15 protein-coding genes are annotated in these 17,232 nt (G+C 74.0%); 12 read left to right on the top strand and 3 right to left on the bottom strand.

Annotation, left to right across the window (positions count from 1 at the left end; all coding sequences use genetic code 11):
* The first annotated feature begins 40 nt into the window (after nucleotides 1-40).
* The gene (locus tag V1260_RS11925) at nucleotides 41-937 is read left to right on the top strand and encodes an alpha/beta hydrolase fold domain-containing protein (RefSeq protein WP_329747036.1); all 897 of its coding nucleotides are present in this window, start codon (nucleotides 41-43) and stop codon (nucleotides 935-937) included.
* Between the two features lie 3 nt (nucleotides 938-940).
* Here V1260_RS11925 and V1260_RS11930 read toward each other — a convergent pair whose 3' ends face one another.
* Together V1260_RS11930 and argS are read right to left on the bottom strand one after the other, a co-directional pair.
* The gene (locus V1260_RS11930) at nucleotides 941-1,648 is read right to left on the bottom strand and encodes a lysoplasmalogenase family protein (RefSeq protein WP_329747037.1); all 708 of its coding nucleotides are present in this window, start codon (nucleotides 1,646-1,648) and stop codon (nucleotides 941-943) included.
* A 77-nt stretch (nucleotides 1,649-1,725) separates the two neighbouring features.
* Nucleotides 1,726-3,477: an arginine--tRNA ligase gene (gene argS, locus V1260_RS11935; protein WP_329747038.1), complete on the bottom strand. Its 1,752-nt coding sequence runs from the start codon at nucleotides 3,475-3,477 to the stop codon at nucleotides 1,726-1,728.
* A 76-nt stretch (nucleotides 3,478-3,553) separates the two neighbouring features.
* Between argS and V1260_RS11940 the strand changes: the two genes are divergently transcribed.
* The 11 genes from V1260_RS11940 (at nucleotide 3,554) to V1260_RS11990 (ending at nucleotide 15,218) form a co-directional block, all read left to right on the top strand.
* On the top strand, nucleotides 3,554-3,973 hold the full coding sequence (locus tag V1260_RS11940) for a YccF domain-containing protein (protein ID WP_329747039.1): 420 nt from the start codon (nucleotides 3,554-3,556) through the stop codon (nucleotides 3,971-3,973).
* Nucleotides 3,970-4,461 carry a flavin reductase family protein gene (locus V1260_RS11945; protein WP_329747040.1) on the top strand — a complete coding sequence of 164 codons (492 nt, stop codon included), beginning with the start codon at nucleotides 3,970-3,972 and terminating at the stop codon, nucleotides 4,459-4,461. Before V1260_RS11940 ends, V1260_RS11945 begins: the two co-directional genes overlap by 4 nt.
* A gap of 118 nt (nucleotides 4,462-4,579) precedes the next feature.
* Nucleotides 4,580-6,163, top strand: a complete 1,584-nt coding sequence (locus V1260_RS11950; protein ID WP_329747041.1) for a DUF7937 domain-containing protein — start codon at nucleotides 4,580-4,582, stop codon at nucleotides 6,161-6,163.
* Between the two features lie 29 nt (nucleotides 6,164-6,192).
* Nucleotides 6,193-7,485, top strand: a complete 1,293-nt coding sequence (locus tag V1260_RS11955) for a uracil-xanthine permease family protein (protein ID WP_329747042.1) — start codon at nucleotides 6,193-6,195, stop codon at nucleotides 7,483-7,485.
* A gap of 50 nt (nucleotides 7,486-7,535) precedes the next feature.
* Complete coding sequence (locus tag V1260_RS11960) at nucleotides 7,536-8,396, top strand: ABC transporter ATP-binding protein (protein WP_329747043.1); 861 nt, start codon at nucleotides 7,536-7,538, stop codon at nucleotides 8,394-8,396.
* A gap of 11 nt (nucleotides 8,397-8,407) precedes the next feature.
* Nucleotides 8,408-9,445, top strand: a complete 1,038-nt coding sequence (locus tag V1260_RS11965; RefSeq protein WP_329747044.1) for an iron-siderophore ABC transporter substrate-binding protein — start codon at nucleotides 8,408-8,410, stop codon at nucleotides 9,443-9,445.
* Nucleotides 9,445-11,478 (top strand): iron ABC transporter permease, encoded by a 2,034-nt coding sequence (locus V1260_RS11970; RefSeq protein WP_329747045.1) that lies wholly within the window; start codon nucleotides 9,445-9,447, stop codon nucleotides 11,476-11,478. Before V1260_RS11965 ends, V1260_RS11970 begins: the two co-directional genes overlap by 1 nt.
* Before the next feature lie 36 nt (nucleotides 11,479-11,514).
* Nucleotides 11,515-12,558 carry a glutaminase A gene (gene glsA, locus V1260_RS11975; protein ID WP_329747046.1) on the top strand — a complete coding sequence of 348 codons (1,044 nt, stop codon included), beginning with the start codon at nucleotides 11,515-11,517 and terminating at the stop codon, nucleotides 12,556-12,558.
* On the top strand, nucleotides 12,555-13,052 hold the full coding sequence (locus V1260_RS11980) for a GNAT family N-acetyltransferase (protein ID WP_329747047.1): 498 nt from the start codon (nucleotides 12,555-12,557) through the stop codon (nucleotides 13,050-13,052). Before glsA ends, V1260_RS11980 begins: the two co-directional genes overlap by 4 nt.
* 10 nt (nucleotides 13,053-13,062) lie before the next feature.
* Nucleotides 13,063-13,893 (top strand): DUF5926 family protein, encoded by an 831-nt coding sequence (locus V1260_RS11985; RefSeq protein ID WP_329747048.1) that lies wholly within the window; start codon nucleotides 13,063-13,065, stop codon nucleotides 13,891-13,893.
* Nucleotides 13,890-15,218: a glycosyltransferase family 2 protein gene (locus V1260_RS11990; protein ID WP_329747049.1), complete on the top strand. Its 1,329-nt coding sequence runs from the start codon at nucleotides 13,890-13,892 to the stop codon at nucleotides 15,216-15,218. The genes V1260_RS11985 and V1260_RS11990 overlap by 4 nt, the downstream gene beginning before the upstream one ends.
* Here the strand turns inward: V1260_RS11990 and V1260_RS11995 are convergent, their stop codons facing one another.
* Nucleotides 15,219-17,171 carry a hypothetical protein gene (locus V1260_RS11995; protein ID WP_329747050.1) on the bottom strand — a complete coding sequence of 651 codons (1,953 nt, stop codon included), beginning with the start codon at nucleotides 17,169-17,171 and terminating at the stop codon, nucleotides 15,219-15,221.
* Between the last annotated feature and the right edge of the window lie 61 nt (nucleotides 17,172-17,232).

Consider the following 17,232-nt stretch of genomic DNA (forward strand, 5'->3'; position numbering starts at 1 on the left):
GCAGCGAGGGCGGCCCCCGGGGCCGCAGGAGGAGGCAGTCATGGGTCGTGTCCGCGAAGCCGTCGTCACCGGAGCCCGTGCGGTGAGCCGCATTCCCCTGCCCTCGACCCTCACGCATCAGGCGCTGCGCGAGGCGCGCCGCCCGAACCCCCCGTCGGCGGTGCTGAAGTCGCACGCCGTCGAGCACGAGATGATCGGCCGCACCCGCACGGTGTGGCTCGACGGGCACCGCGGGGATCGTGGCCTGATCGTCTTTCTGCACGGGGGCGCGTACGTCTCCGGCCCCTTCGCGAGCGACTGGCTGTGGCTCTCCCGCCACATCGACGCCCTCGGCTGCGCGGGGCTCATGGTCGACTACCGCAACGCCCCCGACCACCAGCACCCCGTCGCCCTCGACGACGTGGAGGCGGTGCTCGCCGCACTGCGGGCCGACGGCCGCCTCGCCGGTCAGCCGTGGGTCCTCGCGGGCCAGCATGCGGGCGGCGGACTCGCGCTGACCGTCGCGCGCCGGCTGCGGGAGTCGGGGGAGGTGCCCGCGCCCGCGGCGCTCGTGGCCATGTCGCCCTGGCTCGACCTCGAGCTCGCCAACGCCGGGATCACCGAGACCGACCAGGCGGATCCGGTGCACGAACGGCGCCTGCTGCGCGATGCGGCGATCCGCTACGCGGGCCGCACGCCGCTCGAGGACCCGGATCTCTCGCCGCTGAACGCCGATCTCTCCGGGCTGCCGCCGTTGCACCTCTCGGTGGGGATGCGCGACCTCTTCCTCGCCGAGGTCCGCATCGCCCGGCTGCAGCTCGAGGAGAACGGCGTCGAGGTGGCCTATCGCGAGATCAGCGGCCGGCTCGGCCTGCAGCTGCGGGTGCGCCGCGGCGAGGACATGGAGCGGCTGCATCGCGAGCAGGCGGCACTGATCACGCGCGCACTGCGGGGCTGAGGCTCAGCTCTCGACGATCACCAGGGCGGCACCCGCGGGCGCCGTCGCCCAGCGGCGCTGCGGCAGCGCGCGGAGCAGGCCCGCCACCAGCAGGGCCTGGCCGATGATGTAGGTGACCATCACCCAGACGGTGCTGTACAGGATCGCGGCGCCCGGCAGGAACCAGGTCATCGCCAGCAGCGAGCTGGACAGCAGGAACAGCGTCCCTCCCGACCAGGTCAGCCCGTTGCCGCCCGCGGAGAGGAAGGCCGTCACGGCGAGGGCCACGGCGTAGGCCGCGACGAGGGGGAGCATCGGTCCGGCCCCGTCGGCGCAGGCGACGAACAGGCCGATCACCACGCCGCCGTAGGGGATCGCCAGCGCGATGCGCATGGGGTCCCGGTTGCGCCGCCACAGCGGGGCGAGGGCGCAGGAGTAGGCCACCAGCGCCCCGAGGAAGAACAGGGCGGAGATGGTCTCGACCTGCTCGGGCGCGATCTGGCTGAAGAAGTCCCCGCACCAGGCGCACAGCAGCCCGATGAGCATCAGTCGTGAGGTCCGTGTCAGGTGCGGGACGGCGGTCAACACCACGCCGATCAGCAGCGGGGCGAGCAGCGACTGAGTGACGCGCTGCAGCCCCTCGACCTCGGTGAGCATCGCGGTCAGATGCACGCCGCCCACGAGGGCATAGACCACCCAGAGCAGGGTATGGGCGGTTCGGGACGGCTGCACCGTCTCAGGCTAGGAAGCGGACCCGGCGGTGACCAGCGGTATGACGGCGCATTCGGGCACGATCGGGTAACGCTCGGTCACATCTGCGCGGGAGCGTCCACCCCGAGGGCGTCCAGACCCTCCACCAGCACCCGCTCGGTGAGCTGGGCGAGGGCGAGCCGTCCCGCGCGCAGAACCTCGTCGCTCTCCTTGAGGATGGGGGAGGCCTCGTAGAAGGCGGTGAAGGCCTGGGCGAGGGAGAACAGGTAGGCGCACAGCCGATGAGGCTCGTAGTCCTCGCCGGTCTGGGTGAGCACCGGCGCGAACTCGAGCAGCGCGAGGGCCAGCGCCCGCTCCGCATCGTTCTCCACGAGCGGCGCCGCGGCGGCGGTGACGCCCTCGGCCGCGGCGCGGCGGGAGATGGACCGGATCCGGGCCACCGCGTACTGCAGGTACGGCGCGGTGTTGCCGGTCAGGGCCAGCATCCGGTCGAGGTCGAAGGTGTAGTCCGAGTCGTGCGCGGTGGAGAGGTCCGCGTACTTCACGCCGCCGATGCCGATCGAGCGCGCGATCTGCGCCCGCTCCGCCTCGGGCAGGTCGGGGCGCAGCTCGTCGATGACCGTGCGGGCCGTGGTCACGGCCTCCTCGAGCAGCGCCATCAGCCGCAGCGAGGCGCCGGAGCGGGTGCGCAGGATCTTTCCGTCCTCGCCGAGGACGGAGCCGATCTTCACGTGCTCGGCGCGCACCTCGGCGGGCAGCCAGCCGGCCTCCCGCGCGATCGCGAAGACCATCTGGAAGTGCAGCTCCTGCGCGGAGCCGACCACGTAGGCGATGGCGTCGGCGCCGAGATCCCGCACGCGGTGGCGCACCGCCGCGAGGTCGGTCGTGGCGTAGCCGTAGCCGCCGTCGGACTTGCGGATGATCAGCGGCAGCGGCTGCCCGTCGCGCCCCGTGAACCCCTCGGGGAAGACGCACAGCGCGCCGTCGGAGATCCGCGCGATGCCGGCCGCCTCGAGATCCGCGCAGACCGCCTCGAGCTGATCGTTGTAGGTGGACTCGCCCGCGAGATGCTCGTCGCGCAGCGTCACGTCGAGCAGGTCGTAGATGCGGTGGAAGTACTGCTTCGACAGCTCGACGAGGTCGGTCCAGATGCGCAGCGACTCCGGATCACCGGACTGCAGGGTCGCGACCCGCCGACGGGCGCGTGCGGCGAAGTCGCCGTCGGACCCGCTCTCTGAGGCGTCGAACTTGGCGCGCGCCGCCTGGTAGAAGGCGTTCGGGTCCGTGCGCAGCAGATCCGCCTCGGCGCTGTCCTCGCCCACCTCGAGGAGGTGCTCGATGAGCATGCCGAAGGGGGTGCCCCAGTCGCCGATGTGGTTCTGGCGCACGGGCGTGTGACCCAGCTTCTCCAGGGTGCGCGCGATCGAGTCGCCCACCACGGTGGTGCGCAGGTGGCCGACGTGCATCTCCTTGGCGACGTTGGGCGCCGAGTAGTCGATCACGACGGTCCGCGGCCGCTCGGGGAGGGGCAGTCCGAGCCGGTCGTCGGCCGCGAGCTCGGCGGCCTGCGAGGCGATCCAGTCGGTGCGCAGGCGGATGTTCAGGAAGCCCGGGCCCGCGATCTCGGGGGTCTCGGCGATGTCGTCGAGCTCCACGGCCGCGAGGATGTCCGCCGCGATGTCGCGCGGCTTGCGGCCGAGGGTCTTCGCGAGCCCCATCGCGGCGTTGCACTGGAAGTCCGCGAACTGGGAGGGGCGGATGATCGGGTCGGCCTGCGCGTGCTCGGGCCCGAAGGCGGCGGCGAAGGCGGACTGGAAGCGCTCGGTGAGCGCGATCTCGGGTGCAGGCATGGGGACCAGGGTAGTCGCGCGCGGACGGGGGGACAGCCCCCTGGCCCCGGGGTGCGACGGACCCTACGCTGGCGGCATGCGCTCCCTGATCTCGCTGATCCTCAACGTCATCTGGCTGCTCACCGCGGGCTGGGCCCTGTTCCTGGGCTACGTCGTGGCGGGACTGCTGGCCTGCCTGCTGATCGTCACCATCCCGTTCGGCCTCGCCTCCCTCCGCATCGCGGGCTTCGTGATCTGGCCCTTCGGCCGGGAGGTGGTGGACACCGGGCGGGTCTCCGCCGTGGGTGCCCTCGGCAACGTGATCTGGTTCGTGGTCGCCGGCTGGTGGCTCGCCCTGGGTCATGTGGCGACCGCCCTCGCCCAGGCCATCACGATCATCGGCCTGCCCCTCGCCTGGGCGAACCTCAAGCTGATCCCGGTGACCTGCTTCCCCTTCGGTAAGGAGATCGTCGACTCGGACGACGCCCGCGCCCGCATGCTCCCGACCGCCCGGTGAGCACGCCCGTCGACGTCGAGGACTACCGGCGCGCGAGCGATCTGATCGCTGCGGGCCTCGCGGTGCTCTCCACCCGGCAGGGCCCGCACGACCTGCTGGTGACCGTCGACTCGTATCTCGACGTCTCCTATGACCCGCCGACCATGCTGGTGGCGCTCTACGGCATGGGCCGCGCCGCGGAGGCCGCCGAGGAGGCGGGGCACCTGTGCCTGAACGTCCTCGCGGAGGACCAGCAGCATCTCGCCGACCGCTTCGGCACCCCGGGCGCCCCGCTGCAGGGGATGCTCGCGGGCCTCGAGGTCTCCCGCACGGCCGACGGCGACGCGATCCTGCCCGGGGCCCTGGCCCATTTCGCGCTGCGCGTCGAGCAGGCGGTTGACGCCGCGACCCACCGCCTGCTGATCGGCCCCGTCGTGGAGACGGGGGAGGGGCGCCCCGGGCCGGGTCCGGCGATCCGCTTCGCGGGGGAGCGCCGCGCGCTGCGCTGAGAGCGACGGCGCATCCGGCCTGCGGCGCGCCGACCGTCCGCGGCGTCCCGGCGTCCTTATCATCGAGACCGCCTGCGCGCACAGGGCGAGCAGGTCAGCAGGGCAGGAGAGCCGGGGAATGGACAGGCAACCAGGGGACGCGGACCCTCAGGACGCGGACTGGATCTTCGCCTCCGACGACCCCCGCACGCTACCCACCGATCGGCTCCCGGACCGTGCCGAGTTCGACCGCTACTCCGCGCCGCTGCTCGCCGAGCGCGAGGAGCGGCGCGCCGCCGCCCGGCCCGCCCCCGCGAGCTACGCCCGCTCCGGCACCACCCCCAACGCCGAGCACGACGAGCTGCCCGCCCTCGGCTTCACGGTCCCCGCGCGCTTCGCCGACCTCGGCATCTTCGACGCCCTGCGGGACGTGATCGCCCTGGTCTGCCTCAGCGCGGCGATGACCACGACCTTCACCGCCGCGCCGGGCCACTGGCTCGCGGGCCTCGCCCCCTGGGCGATCGGGCTGGCCCTGGTGTCCCTGATGGCGGTGCTGCTGGTCCGCTGGCTGCCGCCGGACCCGCCGCTGGCAGCGGTCCGCTCGGTGCGCGTGATCGGCCTCGCCCCCGCGCTGCTCGTGGGTCTGCTCGCGCTCCTCGTCGACCTGGTCTCCTCGCTGCCGGTGCTCTTCGCCTCGCTGCCCGAGGGTCCCCCCGTCGGCATCGGCGTGGGGGTCGCCCTGCTGCTGCTCGGCGCGATCATCGGCATCGAGCCGCGCGCCCACGAGGGGTATCTGCCGCAGGCTCGCGCCCGGCGCACGGCCCGGCTGATCCTCGTGGGCGTGGGCGTCGCCGCCGCGGCCCTGCTGCTCCTGGCGCTGGTGATGCTCATCGGGCGGCTGTTCACGACCGGCTGGGGATACTCGCTCGTGACCTTCGCGGACACCCTGGTCTCCGCGCTGCTGCTGGGCATCGTGCTGGCCTCGGCGCTGCTCCGGGAGCGCTCCTGGTTCGTGTTCTCGACCGCGGTCACCGCGGGCCTGGTGCTCGCGGCCCTCGCCGACAACTCCCTGCGCCTGCAGTTCGCCGCTCCCACCAGCGTGGCCACCGGCTACGTCTACCTGCCGCTGCTGTTCATCGCCTTCGGGGTGATGATCTCGCGCTCCTTCGTGCGCACGATGCCGGTCACCTTCCGGCGCACCGACTGGCTCGTCTACACCGTCCGCGCCTTCGAGTTCTCCGCCGTGATGCACGTCGCCGCTGTCGTGTGGCACCTGCTGACCGCGATCGCCGCCCCCACGGGGCAGGCGCCCGGCGGTGTCGCGATCCACCTCATCGACGCGGGCGTGTGCGCCTGCCTCGCGGCGATCTCCCTCTTCGCGCGGCACACGCTCCTCACCCGTCCCGCCGGGCCCGCGCGCAGCACCGGCGTGATCGCCGGTCTCGCGCTCGTGGTGATCGGCTTCCTCGACGTGATCGTCAACTCCCTCGCCCTCGGCGCGGGCGCGGGCCTGGTCACGGGCGGGCTCGCGGTCGCCTCCGGCATCGCCGTCGCGCTCATGCTCACCGTCCCCTCGCCGGTGCGCGACGAGCACGGCGCCCCGGACCTCGCCCGCATGTTCGCCGACTTCCGCCACCGTGACGGCGGCCGCGTCTCCCTGCTGAGCCTGGTCCCCGACGTCACGGTCGAGACCGCGCGCCGCAAGAACTTCCCCGGCGCCTGAGGCGCCCCGCATCCCTCCCAGGAGAGCCCATGTTCCGCTGGACCCTGCACGGAGACGGCCGCACCGTCGCCCCCGACGCGATCGTCCGCCCCGAGGAGCGGCTCGCCTGGCCGCTGACCATCGGGATCGGTGCCCAGCACGTCATCGCGATGTTCGGCGCCACCTTCCTGGTGCCGCTGCTGACCGGGTTCCCGCCCTCGACCACGCTGCTCTTCTCGGGCATCGGCACACTGCTGTTCCTGGTGATCACCCGGAACCGGGTGCCCAGCTATCTCGGCTCCTCCTTCGCGTTCATCTCCCCGATCATGGCCTCGACCCAGGCCCACTCGATGGGGGCCGCGCTCGGCGGCGTGCTCGTGACCGGTGTGCTGCTGGCCCTGCTGGGGCTGCTCGTGGGGCGGATCGGCACGGGGTGGATCCGGGCGCTCATGCCGCCGGTGGTGATGGGCTCGATCGTCGCGCTGATCGGCTTCAACCTCGCCCCGACGGCCTATGACAACTTCCAGCAGTCCTCCGTCACGGCGACGATCACGCTCTTCGCCGTGGTGCTGTGCACGGTGCTATTCCGCGGCCTGCTCGGTCGGATCTCGGTGCTGCTCGGCGTGCTGATCGGCTATCTCGTGGCCGTGGCGCGGGGCGAGGTCGACTTCGAACCGGTGCGGGAGGCCGACTGGCTCGGCCTGCCCGAGTTCCACCACCCCACCATCGAGCTCGGCCTGCTGCCGATGTTCCTCCCGGTCGTGGTGGTGCTGCTCGCCGAGAACGTCGGCCACGTGAGCAGCGTGGGCCTGATGACCGGCCGGAACCTCGACCACATGGTCGGCCGCACCCTGGTCTCCGACGGCCTCGCCACGACGCTCTCCGCCGGCTTCGGCGGCTCGCCGACCACCACCTACGGCGAGAACATCGGCGTGATGAGCGCGACCCGCGTCTACTCGACCGCGGCCTACTGGGTCGCGGGCATCGTCGCGATCCTGCTCTCCCTCTCCCCGAAGGTCGGCGCCCTGATCTTCACCATCCCGCCGGGCGTGCTGGGCGGCGTCACCTTCGTGCTCTACGGCCTCATCGGCATCGTCGGCGTGCGCATGTGGGTCGATGCGAAGGTCGACTTCTCCCGTCCCAAGAACCAGATCACCGCCGGCGTCGCCCTCGTGGTCGGCATCGCGAACGTGACCTGGACCATCGAGGGCGTGCAGCTGACCGGCATCGCGCTCGGCACCCTCGCGGCGCTCGTGATCTACCACCTCATGGACCGGCTGGGCCGGCTCACGGGCACCGAGACCGAGACCGAAAGGGAGCCCGAGCCCGCTCCCGTCGATTAATGCGCGGACGCCGTTTCGGAATCCAATGAGGTGAGGCTAAGCTTCGGCGCGTGCCACTTCAGCTCGTCCCCGCGACCGACCTCCCCGCGCCCTCGCTGCGCGGCGCCGACCTGCGCCTCGGCTACGGCAAGGACGAGGTCGTCCACGGCGTCGACCTCGTGCTCCGGCCCGGCGAGGTCACCGCTCTGCTGGGCCCCAACGGCAGCGGCAAGTCGACCGTGCTGCGAGCCCTCGCCCGCCTCCACCCCGTCGGCGGCGGTGAGGTGCTGCTCGGCGGCACGAGCGAGCGCGGCACGGCGCTGCTGTCCGCCCGCGAGCTCGCCCGCGAGCTGACCCTCTTCTCGCAGACCCGCACCGCCCCGCAGGGTCTCAGCGTGCGCGAGGTCGTCGCCTTCGGCCGCCATCCGCACCGGCGTCGCTTCGCGGGGCTCACCCCCGCCGATCGGGCCTCGATCGACCGCGCCATGGACCTGACAGGTGTCAGATCCTTTGCCGCCCGCGGCGTCGACGAGCTGTCCGGTGGCGAGATGCAGCGCGTCTGGCTCGCCTCCTGCCTCGCCCAGGACACCGCGATCGTGCTCCTCGACGAGCCCACCAACCACCTCGACTTGCGCTACCAGATCGAGACCCTCGACCTCGTGCGCGACCTCGCCGAGGAGCACGGCGTCGCCGTCGGCATCGTGCTGCACGACCTGGACCACGCCGCCCGCATCGCCGACCACGTGGTGCTGCTGCACCACGGTGCCGTGCACGCGGCCGGGCCCGCCGCCGCGGTGCTCACGAGCGAGCACCTCACCGAGGTCTACGGCCTCCCCCTCACCGTGACGCGGGAGCCCGACGGCCGCCTGCGCATCGATGCCCGCGGTCGCCATGAGCGCCGCGTGCAGCCCGACCGGGCATCCGCCATCTGACCGAGGACCCCATGCACACCATCACGCGCCGCCTCGCGGCCACCCTCACCGCCGCCGCCGCGACCCTCGCCCTCGCCGCCTGCGGTACCACCGAGGTCCCCGAGGCCGCCGAGCCCGCCGGGGACGCCGCCGCGATCTCCGAGTCCTGCGCCGCGGACACCACCGCGACCTCGACCGACCCCGTCACCCTCACCGACGACCTGGGCCGCACCATCGAGCTCGACGCCCCTGCCGAGCGGGTCGCCGTCCTCGAGTGGCAGCAGACCGAGGACCTGCTCTCGCTGTGCATCGCGCCCGTCGCCGTCGCGGACGTCGAGGGTTTCTCCACCTGGGTCAGCGCCGAGACCCTGCCCGAGGGCACGACCGACGTCGGCACCCGCGGCGAGCCGAACCTCGACGCCCTCGCCGCCGCCGACCCCGACCTGATCATCGTCGAGGTCAGCTCGCCCGATGACGAGGTCGTCGCCCAGCTCGAGGGGCTCGGCGTGCCCGTCCTCGCGACCGTCGGCGCCGACGCCGCCGACCCGGTGCAGAACATGAAGGACCTCTTCACCCTGATCGGCGAGGCCACCGGGCGCAGCGAGCGCGCCGAGGTCGTCCTGGGCGAGTTCGACGCCCACGTGGCCGAGGCGAAGGCCGTGGTCGAGGGCGCGGGCCTGCCCACCACCGACTTCGTGTACTTCGACGGCTGGGTCGACGGCGGCAACGTCACGCTGCGCCCCTTCGGGAAGGGCGCGCTGTTCACCGCCCTCGGCGAGGAGCTCGGCCTGACCTCCGCGTGGACCGAGGAGACGGACCCCGTCTACGGCCTCGGCCAGACCGACATCGAGGGCCTGACCACCGTCGGTGACGCGACCCTCTTCTACACCAGCACCGACGACCCGGCCGGGAACTACGTCACCGAGCTCGAGAAGAACGAGCTGTGGACCTCCCTGCCCGCCGTCCAGGAGGGCCGTGCCCTCGGCTTCCCCGCCGGGATCTGGACCTTCGGCGGCCCCCGCTCCTCGGAGCAGGCGATCGACGCCTACGTCGATCTGCTCACCGCCTGATGCGCGGTCCGCTCGGCGGCGGCGCGGTCCTGCTCGGTCTGGGACTCGCCGTCGCCGGCGCCTCGCTGTGGCACCTCACCCAGGGCACCTCGGGCGTCGGCCCCGGCGACCTGCTCGCCCATCTCACCGGCTCCCGCCCCGATCCCGCGGTGGCGGCGATCCTCACCGCCTCCCGCCTGCCGCGCCTCGCCGCAGGGGCCCTCGTCGGCCTCGCCCTCGGCGTCGCCGGCGCCCTGCTGCAGTCGATCTCCCGCAACTCCCTGGCGTCCCCGGACACCCTCGCGGTGACCGCGGGCTCCTACTTCTCGCTGTGCCTGGTGGCGGCGCTCGGCCTCTCCGTCCCGCTGTGGGCGAGCAGCGGCGTCGCCGTCCTCGGAGGGCTCCTCGCGGCCGGTGCGGTGCTCGCCCTCGCCGGGGGAGCGGGCACCTCGACCACGCGGCTGATCCTCGCCGGCTCCGCCGTCGCCCTGGCCCTCCAGTCCGGCACGTCGATGCTGCTGATCCTCTTCGAGACGGAGACCACGGGCCTGTACGCCTGGGGCAGCGGCTCCCTCGCCCAGCTGAACCTCGACGCCTCGGCCCGGGCCCTGCCCGTCATCGCCCTGATGCTGCTGCTCGGCCTGCTGCTGGCCCGACGCCTCGACGTGCTCGGCCTCGGCGAGGACGCCGCCGCCTCCCTCGGCGTGCCGGTGCGCCCCACCCGGGTGCTCGCGATCCTCGCCGCCGTGGTGCTCACCGCCGTCGCGGTCACCGTCGCCGGCCCCCTCGCCTTCGTCGGCCTCGGCGCCCCCGTGCTCGCCCGGCTCCTCGCCGGGGCGGTCCCCGCCCTGCACCGCCATCTGCTCCTGCTACCGACGGCGGGGCTGCTCGGCGCGCTGGTCGTGCTCACGGCCGACGCGACCCTGCGCGCGGTGCTCGGCGCCGCCTCCGCCGCGCGGATCCCGACGGGGGTGCCGACGGCGCTGCTCGGGGCGCTGGTCATCGTGCTGATGGCGCGGCGGCTGCGGGATGCCGGCCCCGCCCGTCGGCCCCCGCAGGCGCGGACCGGGCTGCGCTCGGGCCGGCGCCTGGTGATCGTGCTGGCGGTGCTGGTCCTCGCGCTCGCCGCCGTCTCCGTGACCGGTCTGCTCGCCGGCTCCCTGTGGCTGCGCCTCGGCGACGTGCTCGCCTGGATGCAGGGCGCGGCCCCGGACCTCATCGCGCGCTCCCTCGGCGAGCGGCTGCCGCGGATGACCGCCGCCGTGCTCGCCGGCATGACCCTCGCCCTCGCGGGCTCGCTCGTGCAGTCGATGGTCCGCAACCCCCTCGCCGAACCGGGACTGCTGGGGATCACGGCGGGCGCGGGCCTGGGTGCCGCCGTCGTGGTGACCACCCTCGGCGGTGGCCGACCGGTGATGATCGGCCTCGCGGTCCTGATGGGCGTGGCGACCTTCGCCCTGACGACGCTGCTCTCCTGGCGGGGCGGCCTCGCCCCCGAGCGCTTCGTGCTCGTCGGGATCGGCGTCGGCTACGGGATGACGGCGCTGACCACCTTCGTGCTGCTGCGCGCGAACCCCTTCGACACCCCGAAGGTGCTGACGTGGCTCTCCGGCAGCACCTACGGCCGCTCCCTGGTGGACGTCCTCCCGGTCGCGATCGCCCTGGCCCTCGCCCTGCCGCTGGTCCTCGCGGTGCAGCGGGAGCTGGACCTGCTCGCCCTCGACGAGGACACCCCGACGGTGCTCGGGGTCCGCACCCAGCGCACCCGGGTGCTGGTGCTGACCCTGGCCGCGGTGCTCGCCGCGATCAGCGTCGTCGCCGTCGGCGTGGTGGGCTTCGTGGGCCTCGTCGCCCCGCACCTCGCCCGCGCGCTCGTGGGCGGGCGCCATCTGCGGATGCTGCCGGTCGCGATGCTGCTCGGCGGGATCCTGGTGGGCCTCGCGGACCTGCTGGGCCGCAGCCTCATCGCGCCCGCCCAGATCCCGGCGGGACTGCTCGTGGCGCTCCTCGGCGCGCCCTACTTCCTCTGGCTGCTCTGGCGGTCGCGAGCCTGAGGGGTCCCCGCGTCACCGCCACGGTACCGTCGGGGCGTGACCAGCGCGCAGACGTCCCTGTCCCGGTACCTCGACCGACTGCTGCCGGCCCTCGCGACCGCGACCGCGAGCGGCGACCCCGACGCGGTGCTGCCCGATCGCGGGATCATCGGCAGCGCCGAGACGGACGGCGAGATCCCCGCGCTCTCCCGCCTCTCCGGGGCCCGCGAGGACCACCTGGGTGCGGCGGTCTGCTCTGCCGACGGGGAGATCACCGCCGCCGGCAGCGACCACGCCTTCCCGTTGCAGTCCATCTCCAAGGCCTTCGCCTACGGCGCCGCGATCGACCTCCACGGCATGGAGTACGTGGACTCCGTCGTGGACGAGGAGCCGACGGGGGAGGAGTTCAACGCCCTCAGCATCGACCGCCACACCCGCAAGCCCAAGAACCCGCTGGTGAACATCGGTGCGATCCGCACCCACGCGATGCTCGGCACCACCCGGCAGGAGCGCACCGAGCGGCTGCGCGCGGTGCTCGACGCCGCCGCCGGGCGGTCCCTGGAGCTGCACCGCGAGACCGTCGACGAGGAACTCGCCACCTCGGACCGCAACCTCGCGCTCGCCTACATGCTGCGTGCGGCGGGATCGATGGACGAGGACGCGGTGGAGGTGGTCGAGGGCTACGTCGAGGGCTGCGGCGTGCTCACCACCGTCACCGACCTCGCCGTCATGGCCGCGACCCTCGCCTCGGGCGGCCGCTGCCCCCTGACCGGGGAGCGGGTCTTCTCGCGCATCGCCGCCCGGCAGGTGCTCTCGGTGATGATGACCTGCGGCATGTACGACAACGCGGGGGACTGGGTGAGCGACGTGGGCCTGCCCGCGAAGTCCGGCGTGGGCGGCGGGATCATCGCGGCCCTGCCCTCCCGCTTCGGCGTCGCGAGCTACGCCCCGCAGCTGGACCTGCACGGCAACTCGGTGCGCGGCACCCTGTTCTTCGAGCGGCTCAGCGCCGACTTCGACCTGCACATGCTCGACGGCACCGCGGCGCTGGACCTCCAGGAGCGCGCCCGGGAGCTCCTCGCGGCGGGGGAGGCGCGGTGATCGCCGTCCGCACCCTCGAGCCCGCCGACTGGGCGATCTGGCGGGAGCTGCGCCTGCGCGCCCTGGAGGACTCCCCGGAGGCCTTCGGCAGCACCCTCGCCTCGACCCTCGAGCGGGAGGCGCGCGACGGCGAGGCCTTCTGGCGCGGCTACTTCTCCCCGACCGGCCCCGTCCTCATCGCCGAGGTGGACGGCGTGCCCGCCGGGATGGCCCGCCTGGTGGTCGAGGACGAGGCCGGCCCGGCCCACCTCTACTCGGTCTGGGTGGCCCCCGAGGCCCGGGGCCGCGGCGCGGGCCAGCTGCTCCTCCGGACCGGCGCGGACTGGCTCGCCGCGCGGCATCCGGGAACCGCGCTGCGCCTCGACGTCGTCGCGACGAACCGGCCCGCGCGGCGCCTCTACGAGCGCCTGGGCTTCACCGTGATCGGCCCGAACCCCGAGGACGACGCCGAGCTGATCATGGAGCAGCGCCTCGATCCCCGCCCCGATCGGTAGACTCCCCGCCATGAGCTCCACCCCCGGCAACGCCCTGGTCCGCCGCCCCTTCGAGGGTCTCCCGTTCGAGCAGGAGCTGGTCGCCATGCGCCAGCTGATCCCCGCGGCGACGCTGCGGGCCCGCACCACCGCGGAGCACGGCGGCCTCGACGTCCAGCTCGCGACCGTCCTGCCGATGGCCTGGCCCGGCGTGCGCCGCACCGACGGCACCGTCACCGTCGGCGTCCAGGCGTCCTATGCGGGCGGGGACCTGTCCCGCGGCCTCGGCGCCGCGATCGTGCAGGCCGCCGGGCTCGAGCCGGGCACCGCCGTGACCTCCGTGACCGTCGAGGACGACTCGCCGCGGCTGCAGGAGGTCCTCGACCTCGAGGGCGGGTTCACCTTCGAGATCCACGACACCTTCGACTTCTGGCTCGACCCCAGCGCCGAGCGCACCGGCGAGATCGAGCAGGCGATCCAGCAGGCGAACGACGCGATCATGACGACCCGCGCCGTGACCGGCATGGACCACGCCTACTGGGTCGACGCGGGCGCCAAGGACCATGTGCGCTGGGTGCTCGACGCCGACGAGGACCGCGTGATCGACGCCGTGACCCGCCTCCACGCGCGCCGCGAGTCGGCGATCTGCGAGGGCTCGAAGTACGTCGGCTCCTTCCGCGCGGAGGGCCTCGCGATCCCCGTGTGGGACATCGACAAGGGGCTCGGCGTCGAGGCCGTCGACGCGGCGGCCGAGGAGTTCCGGGCCCGCTTCGAGGAGGCCCTCGCCTCGACGGAGCCGCTCACCCCCACCGAGCGCCGCGCCCGCGGCGGCATCGTCGCCCGTCAGGTGACCCTGCGATGAACGGCGCGGGGCCGCTGACGACCCACCGCCCCGAGCGGGTCGCCGTCGTCATCCCCGCCAAGAACGAGGCGGAGCGGATCGAGGCCACGATCCGCTCCGCGCGCGAGATCCGCGGCGTGGACCTCGTGGTGGTCGTCGACGACGGCTCCACCGACGCCACCTCCGCGGTCGCCATGGGAGCCGACGCGCTCGTCGTGCGCCATCGCTCCAACCAGGGCAAGGCCGCCGCCATGGCGACCGGCGCCCAGATGGTCGCGATCCGCGACGGCGCCGAGCGCGCCGAGGGCGGGGAGCGGTTCACCGAGGAGCTCCACGCCGAGCCCCGCACCCCGGGGCACACCGGGCCGCTCCCGGCGATCGACCCGGGCACCGACGTGCCCCGCGCCCTGCTCTTCCTCGACGCCGACATGGGCTCCTCGGCCGCCGCCGCCCAGGGGCTCGTGGACGCGGTGCTCGACGAGGGTGTCGACATGGCCATCGCGCTGCTGCCCCCGCAGGAGGGCGCCGCCGGGATGGGGATCGTGGTCCGCACCGCCCGCCGCGGGATCGAGCGCGCCACCGGCTGGCGTCCCGAGCAGCCCCTCTCCGGGACGCGCTGCATCACCCGCGAGACCTGGGAGGCCTGCCAGCCGCTCGCGCCCGGCTGGGGCGTCGAGACCTCCCTCAGCATCGACGCGCTGACCAGCGGCTTCTGGGTCAAGGAAATCCCCGCGGACCTCCACCACCGCGCGACCGGCCGGGACCTCTCGGGGCAGCTGCACCGCGCCGCCCAGCTGCGCGACGTGCTGCGCGCCCTGGCCCGCCGGCGCCACACCGTGGCCGACCTCGAGGAGTCGCCGGAGCCCGTCGGCGGCGAGGACGCGGAGGTCTGGACCCCGGAGCCCGAGTCCACCACGAGCCTCGCCCCCAGCGAGACGGCCCCCGCCGGCCCCACGCCCGACCCGTCGGCCGAGGAGCGCGCCGAACGGCGCCGCCTGACGCTCGCCGACCTCCCCGTCGACGGCGCCTTCAGCGACGACGAGACCCGCGCCCTCGGCGACGTCGACCCGGACGCGCTGGATGCGGCGCTGCGCGCCCTGCCCGTGGACGGTCTCTTCGCGACCGACGACGTCGTCTTCCTCGCGGGGGTCGACCTCGCCCTGCTCGGCCAGCGCCTGGGCCGCGCCCCGGTCGACGGCCGCTTCACCCCCGAGCAGGCGGTCATCATCGCCTCGCACCTCGGGATCGGGGAGCCCGAGCTGCCGGAGGGCCTGCGTCCGCCGATCAGCCCCGACGAGTACGCCTCCCTCGTCGTGCACGCCGCGGTCGAGGCCGAGAACTCCTGATCAGACCCGCTCGGGATCCGGCAGGATCGCCGGCAGCAGCACGAGCCACACGCCCAGCATCGCCGCGACCAGCACCGGGCCGGTGTCGTTGACGGCGTAGCCGACCCACGCGCCGACCACGAGCGCGACGCGCACCCGGTGGGCGGCGGGGTGCGCGGCATCGAGCGCCGCGAGCCGCCGCCAGCGGATCCGGCCCGGCAGCAGGATCGCGACCGAGGCGAGGACCGCGAGCACCAGGACCAGGGCGAGCGCCCAGTAGCCGGTCGCCATCGCCACGTTCTGCGCCAGCTTGCGCACGACCACGGAGACCAGCTCGCCGCTCAGCAGCTCGTCGATGAAACGCCCCAGGTGGGTGCGGTCCTCCGGGGGGCGCAGCCAGTCCAGGAAGGACACGCCGAGCACCGCCGCCGCCCCGCCCGCGCCGAGCGCGAGCACGTGCCACACCCGCAGCCGGATCCCGGAGACCAGCAGCGCCAGCAGCCCGAAGGCGGGGATGGTCGCGAGGCTCGAGCCGAAGTCCGCGCCCATCGAGGGAGCGACGCACACGGCGGCCGTCACCAGCCCGACGCCGACGGTCCACACCACGCGCGCCCGCGCCGAGCGCACCACCGTGAACAGGCACAGCAGCGCCATCAGCGCCGCGGCGAGCACGAGGCCGAAGAGATGGTTGGACAGCCCGTAGAAGCGCCCGCCGGAGATCGGCTGCGCCCCAAGCGGGGAGGAGAGCTGCAGGCGCGACCCGGTCGCCGACTCGAGCAGAACGATCCCCGCGATGAGCGCCGCGGAGACCCCCGCCGGTCCGAAGCGGCTGCGCCGCCAGGGCCCGCCGAGCACGAGCACGGACAGCAGCGCGCACCCGCCCCAGACCACGCCGGCGAGGGCGAGGGTGGGGTGCTCGGCCCGCCACCACGGGACCAGGGAGGCGCACAGCCCGACGGGCAGGGCGAGCGGGGCGATGGCCGCGAGTGCACGGCCGACGGCGGCGAACCGCGGACGCCGCGCGAGCGCCGGGACCAGCACGATCACGAGGCCGACGACGCCGAGCGCGAGCCAGGAGCCGAGCGCGGGGAGTGTCGCGGCGTCGACGAGTCGCCCCGCCTCGGAGCGGTCCCACGCCAGCTGCTGCGGATCGGCGTGGTCCGCGCCGCGGAACGGCTGCCCGGGGATCAGTCCCTCGGGGCTCGCCCCGTGCGAGTCGAGGATCGTGGCGAGCACGTCGGTGAGCACGACGACTCCGGTCTGCTTGGTCGCGCCGCTGGTCAGGGCCTGTCCGCTCAGTCCCGTGTCCATCGCGACCTGCAGGCCGACGGTGCGGGAGGCGACCGCTCCGGTGCGCTCGACCTCCTCCGGATGCGCAGGGTCGGTCGCCGCGACGGAGACGAGGAGGGTGCGGGGGAGGTCCGCCGCCGCACAGCCGCCGAGGTCCTCGAGCGCCGCGGCAACCGTGCCGTCGAGCGCGGTGAGGGCCTCCGCGCGGGCGGGGTCGTCGTGGTCGGGGATCGACGGGGCGAGCAGCTCGACGAGGTCGCCGTCCGCGAGGGCGCCCTCGACGGCGGCGGGGTCGTCCGTGGAGGTCACGTCGACCGGGAGCTGCTGCCACTGGTCCGTCGGCGGGGTGGGGATGCCGCTCGTGCGCGGGGCCTCCTCGGCGAGGCCCCGGTAGCCGGTGCGCAGCGTCTCGAGCCCCTGCCGCTTGGTGGAGACGACGGTGGTGGAGGTGGTGTTCATCGCGCCGACGCCCGCGCGGTCCGCCAGGCACTGCAGCGTCGGCGTGCTCTCGGCGTCGATGTCCTCCCAGGTCAGACCTGCCGTCGCGATCACCAGGCGCACGGGGGCGTCGGTCGTCTCCGGGGCGTCGGCGCGAGCGTCGGCGGAGGAGGGGACGAGCAGCAGCGCACCGAGCAGCGCGAGCAGCACGGCGCAGAGGACGTGGGGGAACGGGCGAGCGGGCACGTCCCGATGCTACGGGGCGGGTCATGCGGCAGCGGTGGAGAAGTTGTGTCGGGGTCTTGAC

Source organism: Brachybacterium sp. J144, assembly GCF_036321705.1.
Classification (GTDB): Bacteria; Actinomycetota; Actinomycetes; order Actinomycetales; family Dermabacteraceae; genus Brachybacterium.